The organism is Haloferula sargassicola (assembly GCF_040362925.1).
GTDB classification, from domain to species: Bacteria; Verrucomicrobiota; Verrucomicrobiia; order Verrucomicrobiales; family Akkermansiaceae; genus Haloferula; species Haloferula sargassicola.
In genome coordinates, this window is the sequence record NZ_BAABRI010000013.1 from 1 (window position 1) to 14,225 (window position 14,225).

Sequence of the window (14,225 nt, forward strand, 5' to 3'; positions counted from 1 at the left end):
AAGGGAACGGGGGCGGCGGGCATCGACCGCCGGGCGGGAAGGAAGAGCTCGAAGTTCCTCGAAGCTGCGTCGAGGTCCCTGACGCGATGTCGAAGGGAACGGGGGCGGCGGGCATCGACCGCCGGGCAGGAAGGAAGAACTCGAAGTTCCTCGAAGCCGCATCGAGGTCCTTGACGCGATGTCGAAGGGACTCGAAGCGGCCTTGCAAGACGAGCAAGATCGGTGGGCCCTGTCCGGCGGTCGATGCCCGCCGCCCCTTTAGGATGCCCGCCGCCCCTCCCGGAGCCGCCGCTTCGGCTTATTTTTTCAGCACCTCCGGGTGGTTCTCCCAGGTGTGGACCACGGCCTCACCAAAGAGCGAGTTCGACCAGGCGAACCAAGGGCGGGTGTAGTCGTTGCCGTCGTCGGCGTTGAAGCCCTCGTGCATGAAACCGGTGCCGGCGGTGTTGTCGACGAGCATGGAGAGGCACTTGTCGATTTCCTCCGGGTCATCGCTGGTGAGCACCCGCGAGGAAATGCCCATCGGCCAGATCAGGTTGTCGCCCGCACGGGCGAGGTGCGCGCTGCCGGTGCCCTCGGCGGCCTTGCCCTTGTAGAAATACGGGTTGTCCTCGCTGAGTGCGAAACGACGGGAGTTCTGGTAGACCTCGTCCTCGATCGAGCCATAGCCGAGATAGGGGATGGCGACGATGCTCGGCAGGCCGGCGTCGTCGATCAGCAGGGCGTTGCCGAAACCATCGACCTCGTAGGCATACATGCGGCCGTATTTCGGGTGCTCGACGATGCCGTGCTGCTTGACGGCGGCCTCGACCTCGTCGGCCAGGTCGCGCGAGGTTTTGGCGAGCTCCGGTTTTTTCCCGAGAGCATCGAGCATCTCCGCGAGGCGGCGGAGGTTGACGACCGCCATGAGGTTTTCCGGGATGTTGAACAGGAAGGTGGCGGCGTCGTCCGAGTTGCGGAAGGTCGAGCAGATCATGCCGTTGGGCTTCACCGGATTGCCGAAGCCGGCGCCGGGGACGGTGTCGGTCTGCCACTGGGTGGTGCGCATGAAGCTGTAGGGTCCCTTGCCGTCCTTGCGCTGCTGGACGATCATGGTGTCCACGGCGAGCTGCATGGCATCGAGCCACTGGTCGTCAAAAGGCGAGGTGTCGCCGGTGGCCTTCCAGTATTTCCAGGCGAGGCGGATGCAGTAGGTGAGCGAGTCGAGCTCCCACTTCCGCTCGTGCACGCCGGGCTTCATGTCGGTGTGGTCGCTCTTCCATTCGCTGACTTTGTCAGACTCGCGGTAGAAGGCGTTGGCATAGGGGTCGATGAGGATGTAGCGCGTCTGGCGGCGGATCAGGCCGTTGATGAGCTTGGCGAGTTTCTCGTCGTCCTTGGCCAGCGGGATGTAGTGATTCACTTGCGCGGAGGAGTCGCGCAGCCACATGGCATCGATGTCGCCGGTGATGATGTAGGTGTCCGGCACGCCGTTTTCCTCCGAGTAATACACGGTGGTATCGATCGTGTTCGGGAAGCAGTTGCGGAAGGTGCGCGAGGTTTCCTCGTCGGCGATGTCGGCGGCGACCTTGTCGATGAAGGCCTCGACGGCATCGCTGTGGAAATGGCGCTGATCGACCGGCGGGCGCGCAGTCGGGGCATCGGCCGCCACGAGGGGCTGGGCCAAGGCCGCGGCGGTGAGGAGTGAGGTCAGAACCTGAGTTGCTTTCATGAGGGGTCAGCCGAGTTGTTGGAGGGCGTAGGCGTAGGCGCCGAGGGAGATGGCTTCGCTGGTGCCGAGGCGGCTCATGCCGACGCCGGTGCGCTGCAGAGGATCGTAGAGGACGGTGCGGTCGCTGCCGGGGACCCGGACCTCGCGCGAGTCGCCCTTGAGGAAGGCTTCCAGCTGGGCGGGGTCTTCAAGGTTGAAGGTCTTGTCGGGCATGCGGCGGAACTTGGTGCCGTCGGGCGAAGTGAGATCGCTGTTCATTTCGTCGATCAGCGCCGGCAGGAAGGCGGGCCAGGCACCGGAGACGCCGCCGCCGATGACGCCGATGCCATCGAGCAGGGTGAGGGCGGTGGCCATCACGTCGCCGGCGACCTCGCCGAGGCTGCGGAAGGCTTCCTTGGCGGCCTCCGCGTCGCCGGGCTCGATGCCCTGGGCGATGTCGAAGATCACCTTCGGTTCCGGCGTTTCCTCGAAAGGCGTGCCGGTGCGCTCGCCGTAGATGCGGCGGACCGCGCGGATGCAGGCGCCTTCCTCGGCATTGGTGCCGGGGTCGAGCTTGTTGCGGACCGTCCAGACCTCGGCGGCCACCGAGTTGTCGCCGACGAAAAGGTGGCCATCGCGGACGATGCCGCCCCCGAGGCCGGTGCCGAGGGTGATGCCGAAGAGGTTCTTGAAGCGCTTCGGGCTGCCGGCCTTCTCGAGCAGGCCGTTGATGTAGGGCAGCAGACCCGCGATGGCCTCACCGTAGACGAAGAGGTCGCCGTCGTTGTTGATGAACACGGGGATGCCGAACTTTTCCTGCAGCATCGGCCCGAGTGGCACGCCGCCGCGGAAGGCGGGCAGGTTGCCGAGGTCGCCGATGATGCCGGCGGGGTAGTCGCAGGGTCCCGGGAAGGCGAAGCTGATGGCCACCGGCGGCTCGGGGCAGCGGGCGGCGACGGTTTCGAAGCCCTCGACGATGCCCTTCAGGCAGAGTTCGAGGTTGTTGGCATTCGAGGGCAGGTGGACGCCTTCGACGATGGCCTTGCCTCCGCGCATCGCGCCGAAGCGGAAGTTGGTGCCGCCGGCGTCGAGCGTGAGGACGATGCGGGGATCGGATTCGATGGGCATGGGTCGGGGTTTCGCGGGTTGGGGATCAGGCGGCGGCCGGGGCGGTCTTGCCGCTCTTCAGCGAAAGCAGGAGCAGATAAACGAAGCACACGCCGGGAACCACGAAGGTCAGGGCTTTGGCGATGTCGGCATCGACCAGTTTGCCCATCAGCAGCGGGACCAGGGCACCGCCGGAGATGGCCATGCACATCAGGCCGGAGAGCTCGCTGGCGGACTCCGGTTTTTCCTCGACGGTGATCGAGAACAGCATCGGCCAGATGTTGGCGAAACCGAGGCCGCCGAGCACCACGCCGACCAGGGCGAGCTGCTGCATGCCGGACATGATGCAGCCGACGCCGATCAGGCCGACCAGCGCGGAGATGCGGAAAAAGGTGTGCGGGTTGATCTTCACCACGCCGCCGACGAGCCGGCCGACGGTGATGAAGGCGAAAAACATGGTGGGCCCGAAACCGGCTGCTTTTTCCTCGGCGAGACCCAGCTCGGCGAGGGTGGGCTTGAGGAAGGTGCCCATGCAGACCTCGGCGCCGACGTAGAGGAAGATGCCGAGCACCGCCATGGCGAAGGTGGGGATGCCAAGCAGGCCGAGCGAGCTGCTGATGCTGGGCGGAACGTCGGCCTTGGTTTCATCGATCTTCATCATCGCGACGAGAACGAAGGCCACGGCCATGAGCGCGAAGAAGATCGGGAAGGCCCCGCGCCAGCCCATGGCGGCGAGGAGGGCGACGCCGCCGATGACGTAGGGCAGCAGGGCTGAGGCGGAGCTGCCGATGCCCTTGAAGCCTTGGGCGAGGGCCAGGTTGCGGCTGTAGTTGCCGCTGGCGCTGACGTCGCGCATGATCGGATTCCCCGCCACCTGGAGAAAGGTGGTGCCGACGCCGAGCAGGAAGATGCAGGCGAGCAGCAGGGGGTAGGGCGGGTTCATGAAGGCGGGGACGGCCACGGCGATGGTGTTGAGGCCGAGGCCGAGGAGCAGGACCTTCTTTTTCCCGATCCGTGCCGCCAGCAGGCCGCCGGGGACGCTGAAGATCGCGAAGGCGATGAACACGAAGAAGGGCATCAGCGCGGCCATCACCGAGGAGAGCTGGAATTGCTCCTTCACGGCGTCGGACAGTGGGCCCATGGCGTCGGCCACGCCCATGAGGAGGAAGGCCAACAGGATCGGTAGGGTTTTGATGTTCATGGATGTTAGGTTGGGATCTGAAACGAGATGGGCTTTCTAGCAGAAGGTCGCGGCGAGGACGAGGATGGGAATGCCGTGATGACAGTCATCCCGGATCACTTCGCCGGCCGCGATTGCGAGGACGGGCGGGAGTCCGGGCCGGCGGCCCAGTCTTCCTTCTTGAAGGAGTCCATGCGGAAACGGACTTCTCCACCGGAGGTGATTTCGCCGTGGCGCAGGAAGCAACGGTTGAGCGGCTCGCCGTTCAGGCTGGCTTCCTGGATGTAGGGGCGCATCGGGCCGTTGGTGTCGGCCGTGACGGTGAAGGTCTTGCCGTTGTCGAGGTGGACCGTGGCCTTGTCGAAGATCGGGCTGCCGATCACATACTCGTCGCTGGCGGGATTCACGGGATACATGCCGAGGGCGCTGAAGACATACCAGGCGGAGGTCTGACCGTTGTCCTCGTCGCCGCACAAGCCGTCGGGCGTGGGGTGGTAGAGGCGGGCCATCACCTCGCGGGCGTGGATCTGGGTTTTCCAAGGCTGGCCGGCGTAGCCGTAGAGATAGATCATGTGCTGGATCGGCTGGTTGCCGTGGGCGTACTGGCCCATGTTGGCGGCGATCATTTCCGCCATCTCGTGGATCATGCCGCCGTAGGCACCGGTGTTGACCCGCGGGTCGGCTTGGAAGACGTCGTCGAGCTTGTCGGTGAAAGCCTGGTCGCCGCCCATCAGGTCGATGAGCCCCTGCATGTCGTGGAACACGCTCCAGGTGTAGTGCCACGAGCAGCCCTCGGTGAACGGGCTCCCCCAACGGGCGGGATCGAAGTCCGGCTTCCACTCGCCGGTGGAGAGCTTGCCGCGCATGAAGCCGACTTCCGGGTCCCACAGGTTCTTGTAGTTGCCGGTCCGCTTGCGGAAAGTCTCGGCCGCTTCCTGGTTGCCGACTCCCTCGGCCACGATCATCGCGCAGTAGTCGTTGTAGGCATACTCCAGCGTCTTGGCGGCGGACTCGTGGGTCTTGTCATCCGAGGCGTAGCCGCGCTGGAGATAGGAGGGTGCGCCATCACGGCCGATCGAGGCGATCGGGCCTTCGTGGGAGGAGTCGTGCAGCATGGCCTCGACGGCCTTCTTCGCATCGAAGTTCCGGTTTCCCTTCGCCCACGCGTCGGCGAAAAGCGAGAACGCGTGGTTGCCGATCATGCAGCCGCGGTGGCCCGGGCTCGCCCACGCCGGCAGCCAGCCGCTTTGTTCGTAGGCGGCGAGGACCCCCTGAAGGATCTGGTCGTTCAGCTCGGGGAACAGGATGTTGAACAGCGGGTGGACGCAGCGGAAGGTGTCCCAGAAGCCGCTGTCGGTGAACATCACGCCCTCGTGAACCTTGCCGTCATAGGGGCTGTAGTAGCGATCCTTGCCGTCGGCACCCGGCTCGTTGAGGCGGTGCGGAAACAGCGTGGCCCGATACATAGCGGTGTAGAAGGTGCGGCGCTGGTCGGGCAGGCCGCCTTCGATCTCGATCTTGCCCAGCGTGTCGTTCCAGCGCTTCTTGCCGGCTTCCATGACCGCGTCGAAATCCTTGTCGCCGATTTCCAGGCCGAGCGTCGTTTCCGCCTGGGCCTGGTCGATGAAAGAGGAGACCGCCTTGAACGTGACGGGGCCCTTTTTCGGATCGATCTTCACCCATGCCCCGACGTGCTCGTCTTCCGCCTTGAGGTCCTTCGACGGCTCCGCGCCCGGCTTCCAAGTGCCTTGGTCGAGGAAAGGCTGGTCGAACTGGATGATGAAGTGGTTGGCGAAGTTCTGCGGCACCCCGCCGCTGTTGTTTTTCACCCAGCCGACGATCCGCTGCTGGTCCGGCTGGACCTCGACCGAGGATCCCTTCGGAAACGCGTCGAGGATCACGTAGCCATCCTTTTCCTCCGGATAGGTGAAGCGGAACGACGCGCAGCGCTCGGTGACGGTCATCTCGGCGCTCACGTTCCAGGTGTCCATCTCCACGCTGTAGTAGAAGGGCTTCGCGACCTCCTTGTCGTGACTGAACTCGGACGCGCGGCCTTCTTCGTCACAGATCAGCTCGCCGCTGACCGGCATCACGGAAAAGGCGGCGTAATCGGCGATCCACGGGCTCGGCTGGTGGGTCTGGCGCAGGCCACGCAGCTTGGGCTGCCGGTACTGGTAGAAAAACGAGTCCTTCACCGGCTGGGTGAAGGGCGACCAGGCATTCATCGCGAACGGCATGGCGACGGCCGGATAGGTATTGCCGTGGGAGAAACCGCCGGTCGAATCGGACCCCTGCAGCGTGACCACCTGGTCGGCGGGCGTTTCCTCAGCGAGGGCGGGGGCGAGCAACAGGGTTGCCGCGGCAAACGGACAGAAAAATCGGAGCGGAGCTTGGGTTGACATGAACATTCTTGGGTCGGTCTTGCTACCTCAGGAAACTGCAAAGTCTTGCAGCCCGGACAGGCAAGAATCGCGTCAGCGGGCGAAATCGGGCGATCCCCCGAGCAAAAACCGGAAGCAGGGCGCGGCGACCAGCCAAATCTGCCCAAGAAAGGATTCTTCCTGACGCGATCCGTCGTCGGCGGGAAAATCCGGGCCCGCCGCCGGATTCGGGATTGGCGGCCGCCAGGCGGGCGACTCAGGATGCCGCGGTGAAGTGGTCTTGTCTTCTGCCCGTCGTGGTTTTTCTCGCCCAGTGCGCGCCGTCCACCATGCCGGCCGTTTCCGAGGAAATGGTGGCGCTTTCCCCGGTCGATCGCGACCATCTCGAAAACGGACGGGCGGTCTATCGGCAGGCCTGCGCCAACTGCCACGATCCGATCGCGGTCCGCGGCAAGTCGGCGGCCTACTGGACCGGCTACGTCCCGCACATGGCCGACCACGCCGACCTGCTGCCCGCCGACCAGGCCGACCTCTTGAATTATCTCGTCGCCGCCCAGCTCGAAGCCACGCCCCGGAAGCAGCGCGACTGATCAGCGCAGCCGGATCGGGGTCGTCGATACTTCCGCCGTGCCACCCCGCAGGTGGCGGTCGAGGAAGCGCTTGATCCGCTGGTTCAGCTCGTCGCTCCGGAAGCCGTGACCCCCGCCTTCCACGGCGATCAGGCGGGCATCGACGCCCTTGGCCTTCAGCATCTCTTCGAATTCCGCGGACTGCGCGAAGGGCACCACGTCGTCGCGGGTGCCGTGGACGATGAGAAACGGCGGATCGTTTTTCGAAACCCAGTGGGCGGGTGACGCCAGCCGGGCGTTGCGGAGGATGTCCTCATCTTTCATGCCGAGCACGCGGATGGCGGCGTTGGTGCGGCTCATGCCCACGATGTCGGTGTCCTCGCCGAAGAAGGTCTCGAAATTCGTCGGGCCGAACAGGTCCACCACGGCCGCGACCTTGCTCGAGGTGCCAGGGTATTTGCCGAGAGCCCCTTCGGTGCCCGCCTCACCCGAGGTGGTGCCCAGCAGCGAGGCCAAATGGCCCCCGGCGGAGACGCCCATGACCGCGATGCGGTCCGGATCGATCCCATAGGTCTTGGCGTTGGCGCGCAGGAAACGGACGGCCGCCTTGCAGTCGTCGAGCTGGGCCGGCCACAACGCATCCTGGATCAGGCGGTAGTTGATCGAGGCCACGGCGTAGTCGCCGGTGGCGGTCAGGGCGTCGGCGACTGGCCGGGCTTCCTGCTTGGTACCGCCCATCCAGCCGCCCCCGTGGAGGTAAACGATCAGCGGCAGGGGTTCATCGGGACTCGGCTGCGGGAAGTAGAGGTCCAGCGTCTGCCGCGGATGACCGGCTCCCACATAGTCGACGTTCTGCGTTTCCGTCACCTCTCCCGGTTCCTCGGGGATCATCTGGCGCAGGCTCGCCGCGATGCGGCCGAACTCGGCGTGGGAAAGCTCGCCATCGCCGTTGGCATCGACGAGTTTCACGAACGGCCGCGCCTCCTCGGGAATCTCGTTGAGGGTGATGCGCCCGTTGCCGTCCGCATCGAGCTGGGAAAAGAAGTCCGCCCCGCTGGTGAGGGCGGGGGCAAGGATCATCGGGAGGAACACACCACGCATGAGCGCATCAAACACCGACTTTGCCATTTGTCGCCGGGAAAGCTTCCCAGGTTTTCGCAGCATTTCCGCTCAGCTGCCGATCGGGTGCCAGACGGTCTTGACCTCGAGGAAATCGCGAATGGCGTAGGGCGAGTCGTGTTTCTTCGAAGTCCAGTCGGTGTCCGGCGCGTGGAGGACGACACGCTTCACCGATTCGGCCGCGCCCTGTTGGAGGGTGGTGGCTTCATCCTTGTCCGCCGTGGCGGAAACGGCGCGCAGGTGCTCGTGGGTCGCGAAGGTCGGGATCAGCTCGGCGCGGTCGCCGGTGAGCAGGTTGATCACGCCGCCGGGCAGGTCCGAGACGGCGAGCATCTCGCCGAGGAGGATGCTGGCGTAAGGCTGCGACTTCGAGGCCAGGGCGACGGCGCCGTTTCCCGAAACGATGGCCGGCAGGATGAGGGTCATCAGGGCGAGCAACGGCGACTCCTCGGGCGCGAGGATGCCGATGATGCCCATGGGCTCGGTGATGGTGAAGTTGAAGTGCGGGGTGGCGACCGGGTTCACGCTGCCGAGGACCTGCTCGTATTTGTCGGCCCAGCCAGCGAAGTGGACGATGCGGTCGATGGTGGCGCGGACTTCCGTTTCGCCGCAGGCGGCAGACATTTCGGAAAAGCGCGACTCCATCATCTCGGCGATGCGGTAGAGGATCTGGGCGCGGTTGTAGGGCGAGCGCTTGGCCCAGCCGGGACCGGCCTTGGCGGCGGCCTCGACGGCATTGCGCAGGTCCTTGCGCGAGCAGAGCGGGATGTTGGCGAGGAACTCGCCGGAGCTACTGCGCATCTCGTAGACGCGGCCGGACTCGGAGCGGATGAAGGCACCGCCGACGTAGCACTTGGGGGTTTTGGTGATTTTCAGGGAAGTCATCATGTGAAGGTCGAGTGGGCGCTCGGTGAGTTGGCGGGCGGGAGTTTGCTGGTGTTCAGTTTCCAGTGTTCAGGGAAGGCATGGAGGCGAGGGTGGAACGGGTTTGGTGAGACTGAAAACTGAACACTGAAAACTAGCAAACTTAGCGAAGCGAAGAATAGTCGAGCAGGCCGTGTTTGCCGCCTTCGCGGCCGAAGCCGGACTCCTTGTAGCCGCCGAAGGGCGAGCTGGGATCGAACTTGTTGTAAGTGTTGGCCCAGACGACGCCGGCCTTCAACGCGGCGGCCATTTTGAGGATCTTCGAGCCCTTGTCGGTCCACACGCCGGCGCTGAGGCCGTAGCAGGTATTGTTGGCTTTTTCGATGGCCTCTTCCGGCGTGCGGAAGGTCATGATGGAAAGGACCGGGCCGAAGATTTCCTCGCGCGCGATGCGGTGGCTTTGCGCGACGCCGGTGAAGAGGGTGGGCGGGAAATAGAAGCCGTTGCCGGGCAGCTTGCAGGTCGGCTGGTGGATGTCCGCGCCTTCGTCGATGCCGCTTTTCACCAGCTCCTTGATGCGGGTGAGCTGCTCCTGCGAGTTGATGGCGCCGATGTCGGTGTTCTTGTCCATGGGATCGCCGACGCGGAGTGTCGCGAGGCGGCGCTTGAGGCGGGCGACGAGTTCTTTCTCGATGCCTTCCTGCACGAGCAGCCGCGAGCCGGCGCAGCAGACGTGGCCTTGGTTGAAGAAGATGCCGTTAACGATGCCCTCGACGGCCTGATCGAGCGGAGCGTCGTCGAAAACGATGTTGGCCGCTTTGCCGCCGAGCTCGAGGGTGAGTTTTTTCCCGCTGCCGGCGAGGGAGCGCTGGATGATCTTGCCGACCTCGGTCGAGCCGGTGAAGGCGATCTTGGCGGCGTCGGGGTGATTGACGATGGCGGCACCGGTTTCGCCCGCGCCGGTGACGATGTTGACGACGCCCGGCGGGAGACCGGCTTGTTCGAGGATGGTGGCGAACTTGAGCGCGGTGATCGAGGTGGTCTCGGCGGGCTTGATGACGACGGTGTTTCCCGTAGCCAACGCGGGCGCGATTTTCCACGCGAGCATCAGCAGCGGGAAATTCCACGGGATGACCTGGCCGACAACGCCGAGGGGTTCGAGCGTGCGGCCGGGGGCGACGTACTGGAGTTTGTCGGCCCAGCCGGCGTGGTAGAAGAAGTGCGCGGCGGCCATGGGCAGGTCGAAGTCGCGCGATTCCTTGATCGGCTTGCCGCCGTCGAGAGTCTCGGCCACGGCGAACTCTCGAGAGCGGTCCTGCAACAGGCGGGCGATGCGGAAGAGGTACTTGCCGCGCTCGGCACCGGGGAGTTTCGACCAGGAGACGAAGGCTTTCTTCGCGGCGGCGAAGGCGGCATCGACGTCGGCTTGGGTGGCCTGGGGGATTTCGGCGAGCTTCTTGCCGTCGCGCGGTGAAATGGAGTCGAAGCATTTCCGCGAGGAGGGAGCGACGTGTTTGCCATCGATGAAGAGCTTGTAGCGATCTTCGAGATAGGCGGGCGCGGACTCGGGTGCGGGGTCGAATTCCCAGAGGTCGCCGAAGAGGAGTTCTCGGGCCTGGGTTTTCGAGCGGGGTGATTTTTTCGCGGGCATGGGAAGAGAGTGATCAGTGATCCGTGGGGTTGTTGGCGCGGAGGAGTTCGTCGATGTCGGCGAGGTCTTGCGGGCGTCCAGCCAAGGTCTTGCTCTGAAGCAGTTCGTTCTTGCCGAGAAAGTGAATGGGAAAGGTGCCGGCTTTTCCTGTCGAGCGGTGCTTCCAAGCGTCTTCAAACTCACCGGCCCCGGGGAGAGAGGTCAGGAAGTCGATCTGGCAGGGAGATACGCCCACCACGTACTGCAAGCCGGGACCAGCGAAGTCCTCGCGAGTGACCTCAATCAGCGGAAGACCGAAACGATGAAACGCTCGAGCGACACGAAACGAATTCTCTTCCGAGGGCTTGATCCAGAGATCGATGTCCTTGGTGTATCGCGGCTGGGTGTGGTGAATCACGGCGTATGCTCCGACGACGAGATATTCAACCTGCTCTTCGGCGAAGATTCGCAATAGATCTTTGAAGTCTGAGTTCATCAGGGTGCAAGTTTTTCATCCCGACCCAGTAGTCGTAGACAAGTTCCCAAGCGGCTTGAAGGCGCGCCTCGCAGCCGGCTTCCTGCCACTGGCGAATGCGGTAGGCGCGGACTTCGTCGAAGGATCCCAGCTTGGCTTGGGGCCAGTGCGAGCGGTCTTTTTCGGGGGCTTCCATGGTTAGTATCCGCCGCTGTCTTCGGTGAATGTCCAGGGGGCTTGGTAGGCACCGGTGCGCTGGGTTTCGAGCTGGCGGAGGAGGTCGTTGAGGAGGGAGGAGGCGCCGAAGCGGTAGCGGGTGTTGGTGAGCCAGGCGTCGCCGAGGGTTTCCTTGACGGCGATGAGGAACTGGAGGGCTTGCTTGGCGGTCTTGATGCCGCCGGCGGGCTTCATGGCGATCTCGGTGCCGGTCTCGAGGTAGAAGTCGCGGATGGCGTCGAGCATGACCTGGTTGTTGCCGAGGGTGGCGTTGGCCGAGGTCTTGCCGGTGCTCGTTTTGATGAAGTCGCCGGGGCGGATCACGCGCATGGCGAGGAAGCTGGCGGCGCGGATGTTGTCGTAGGTTTCCAGCTCGGAAGTTTCGAGGATGACCTTGAGGGTGGCGTCGCCGCAGGCCTCGACGACGGCCGCGATCTCGTCCTGCATCCCGGCGAACTCGCCGGCGAGGAAAGCGCCGCGGTTGATGACCATGTCGATCTCGTCCGCGCCGTCGGCGACGGCTTGTCTGACCTCGGCGAGCCGGGTTTTCAGCGGGGCCTGACCGGAGGGGAAAGCGGTGGCGACGCTGGCGATGCGCACGCCGGTGCCTTTCACATGCTTGGCCGCGTGTTTCACCATGGCGGGATAAACGCAGACGGCGGCGACCTGCGGGACATCGCCCTCGGGATGCGGGCAGAGCGCCTTTTGGCACAGCGAGGCGACCTTGCCGGGCGTGTCCTTGCCTTCAAGAGTGGTGAGGTCGACCATCGTGACGGCGAGCTTCAGTCCGAACACCTTCGACTGCTTCTTGATCGAGCGGGTGGTGTATTTGGCGACGCGCTCATCGACGCCCACGGCGTCGACGGGGCCGATGTCATCAAGCAGGCGGCGAAAGGCGGGTGCGGGCATGTGTCTGGAATAGGAGCGCACGGGGCCCGCGCGGACAAGGCGGATCATCGGCCCGGCGGGCGAGTCGCCGCTTGCGGGATCACGAAGCGGCGGAATGTTGGGCCCATGGGAGAAACCGGTACAGCCCCTCGCAAAGTCCTGATCCTCGGCGGCGGCTTCGGCGGCCTGACCTGCGCCCGCGAACTCGCCAACGACCGGCGCTTCCAGGTGACCTTGGTCGATCGCGCCAACCATCACCTTTTCCAACCGCTGCTCTATCAGGTGGCGACCGCCTCGCTGGCCGCGCCGGACATCGCCCGCTCGCTGCGGCAAGTGCTGGAGGACGCGCGCAACGTGCAGGTGCTGATGGACGAGATCGACACCCTCGACATGCGCGGCCGGCGGGCGATCGGCCGCTCGGGAAAAGAATACCACTGGGATACCCTCGTGCTCGCGGTGGGGGCGAAGACCTCGTTTTTCGGAAACGACGACTGGGAACGCCACATGATGGGCCTCAAGTCGCTCGAAGATGCGCAGGGGGTCCGGCGTCGGGTGCTGGCGAATCTGGAGCGGGCCGAGCGCAGCGACGATCCTGACGAACGCCGCGTGCTCATGACGGTGGGCATCGTCGGCGGCGGCCCCACCGGCGTGGAGCTGGCCGGCGCCTTCGCGGACCTGATCCATCGCTCGATGAAGGACGAATTCCGTCACATCGACACCGGCCAGCTGCGGGTGGTTCTGATCGAGGGCTCCGACCGGATTCTCGAGGCCTACGATGACGACCAGAGCGCCTACGCGAAACACCGGCTCGAGTCGCTGGGCGTGGAGGTCATGACCGGGACGCGCGTTTCCGACGTGGGGGAGGGGAAACTGAGGTTCAGCGACGGCGGCAGTCTGGAGGCCGGTGCCATCATTTGGGCGGCGGGCGTGGAGGCCAACCCGCTGACCCGCCAGCTCGGGATCGAGCTCGCCGACAAGGCGGGGCGGGTCACTCCCGAGCCGGATCTTTCCCTGCCGGGAAACCGCGATGTGTTCGTGATCGGCGACCTCGTCCGGATGAAGGACACCGAGGGCAAGCCGGTGCCGGGGGTGGCTCCGGCGGCCACGCAAATGGGCAAGCACGTGGCCAAGGTGCTGAAGGACGACCTGAGGATGAGGGACCGGCGCGAGGATGTGGAGCGCTACGACCTGCGGCCGAAGTTCCGGTATTTCGACAAGGGGCTGATGGCCATCATCGGCAAGAACGCCGCGGTGGTGAAATCCGGCAAGCTGCGGCTGCGGGGATTGATGGCGTGGTTCGCCTGGCTGTTGGTGCACATTCTGTTCCTCATCGGCTTCCGCAACAAGCTGGTGGTGCTGCTCGGCTGGGCCTTTGCCTACGTCAGCAACCAACCCGGCGCGCGGATCATCACCAACCCGCCGTCCGAGGCCTCGAGACCCACCTGAAAGGCCGGTTTTTCCGGTGCAAAACCCCTCTTTACATCGCGCAAGGGCTCTGACAGGTTCCCGCCCCCATGATTCTCGCTGCCGACTGGCTCTCCATCAGCATCAATCTCCTGCTGGTCGTTTTCGTCATCGTCGCCCTGTTGCTTTCGCTCGTCATCCTGATGCAGCGTCCGAAGCAGGAAGGCCTCGGTGCCGCGTTCGGCTCGGGCATGACCGACCAGATGTTCGGCGCCCGCACCACCAACGTGCTGCAGAAGGCGACCGTTTACCTTTCCACCATCTTTTTCATCCTGACGCTGACGCTGGCGATCCTCTACTCGCGCCGCACGACGCTGGAAGAGCGGAAGACCATGGTCAAGCAGCCGGCCGCGGCCGAAGAGCAGGTCGAGGCTCCGAAGGAAGAAACCGCGCCGCCGCTCGAGGAATCCATCCCGGTGGAATCCAGCGAGGCCGCGGAGACGCCGACCGCCCCCGATGAGGCCCCCGCGGCCGAGCCGGAAATGACCCCGGAGGAAACGCCCGCCCCGGCGGAAAACGAAGCCACCGAGGCGCCCGCCACCGACGACGGCGCGGCGACCGAGCCGTCCGAAACGCCGGCTGAGGACCCGGCCGACAAGCCGGAATAAGGTCCGGCGCGGCGACAAGTTTGCGCGGAACCGG

Annotated in this window: 12 protein-coding genes; 3 read left to right on the top strand and 9 right to left on the bottom strand. The window is 64.9% G+C overall.

Features of this window, described 5'->3' with window-relative positions:
• Positions 1-298 precede the first annotated feature (298 nt).
• The 4 genes from ABXH26_RS12090 to ABXH26_RS12105 form a co-directional block, all read right to left on the bottom strand.
• Positions 299-1,711: a glycoside hydrolase family 125 protein gene (locus ABXH26_RS12090; protein ID WP_353567331.1), complete on the bottom strand. Its 1,413-nt coding sequence runs from the start codon at positions 1,709-1,711 to the stop codon at positions 299-301.
• Positions 1,712-1,717: 6 nt separating this feature from the next.
• Positions 1,718-2,818 (bottom strand): ROK family protein, encoded by a 1,101-nt coding sequence (locus tag ABXH26_RS12095; protein WP_353567332.1) that lies wholly within the window; start codon positions 2,816-2,818, stop codon positions 1,718-1,720.
• A 25-nt stretch (positions 2,819-2,843) separates the two neighbouring features.
• Entirely contained in the window at positions 2,844-3,998 is a 1,155-nt protein-coding gene (locus tag ABXH26_RS12100; RefSeq protein WP_353567333.1) for an MFS transporter, read from the bottom strand.
• A gap of 95 nt (positions 3,999-4,093) precedes the next feature.
• Positions 4,094-6,379: a GH92 family glycosyl hydrolase gene (locus tag ABXH26_RS12105; protein ID WP_353567334.1), complete on the bottom strand. Its 2,286-nt coding sequence runs from the start codon at positions 6,377-6,379 to the stop codon at positions 4,094-4,096.
• Positions 6,380-6,654: 275 nt separating this feature from the next.
• Between ABXH26_RS12105 and ABXH26_RS12110 the strand changes: the two genes are divergently transcribed.
• Positions 6,655-6,948 carry a c-type cytochrome gene (locus ABXH26_RS12110; protein WP_353567335.1) on the top strand — a complete coding sequence of 98 codons (294 nt, stop codon included), beginning with the start codon at positions 6,655-6,657 and terminating at the stop codon, positions 6,946-6,948.
• Here ABXH26_RS12110 and ABXH26_RS12115 read toward each other — a convergent pair whose 3' ends face one another.
• The 5 genes from ABXH26_RS12115 to deoC form a co-directional block, all read right to left on the bottom strand.
• A complete protein-coding gene (locus ABXH26_RS12115; RefSeq protein ID WP_353567336.1) occupies positions 6,949-8,007 on the bottom strand; it encodes an alpha/beta fold hydrolase in 1,059 nt (352 codons plus the stop codon). It abuts the gene before it with no gap.
• Between the two features lie 90 nt (positions 8,008-8,097).
• Positions 8,098-8,934, bottom strand: coding sequence for an aldehyde dehydrogenase family protein (locus ABXH26_RS12120; protein ID WP_353567337.1), 837 nt, complete (start codon positions 8,932-8,934; stop codon positions 8,098-8,100).
• Between the two features lie 139 nt (positions 8,935-9,073).
• Positions 9,074-10,561: an aldehyde dehydrogenase family protein gene (locus tag ABXH26_RS12125; RefSeq protein WP_353567338.1), complete on the bottom strand. Its 1,488-nt coding sequence runs from the start codon at positions 10,559-10,561 to the stop codon at positions 9,074-9,076.
• A 13-nt stretch (positions 10,562-10,574) separates the two neighbouring features.
• Complete coding sequence (locus ABXH26_RS12130) at positions 10,575-11,036, bottom strand: hypothetical protein (RefSeq protein WP_353567339.1); 462 nt, start codon at positions 11,034-11,036, stop codon at positions 10,575-10,577.
• A gap of 177 nt (positions 11,037-11,213) precedes the next feature.
• The gene (gene deoC / locus ABXH26_RS12135) at positions 11,214-12,140 is read right to left on the bottom strand and encodes a deoxyribose-phosphate aldolase (RefSeq protein ID WP_353567340.1); all 927 of its coding nucleotides are present in this window, start codon (positions 12,138-12,140) and stop codon (positions 11,214-11,216) included.
• 105 nt (positions 12,141-12,245) lie between these two features.
• On the opposite strand from deoC, the gene ABXH26_RS12140 reads away from it, so the two are divergent.
• Positions 12,246-13,565, top strand: a complete 1,320-nt coding sequence (locus ABXH26_RS12140) for an NAD(P)/FAD-dependent oxidoreductase (protein WP_353567341.1) — start codon at positions 12,246-12,248, stop codon at positions 13,563-13,565.
• 68 nt (positions 13,566-13,633) lie between these two features.
• The gene (gene secG, locus ABXH26_RS12145; protein WP_353567342.1) at positions 13,634-14,191 is read left to right on the top strand and encodes a preprotein translocase subunit SecG; all 558 of its coding nucleotides are present in this window, start codon (positions 13,634-13,636) and stop codon (positions 14,189-14,191) included.
• Positions 14,192-14,225: the final 34 nt, after the last annotated feature.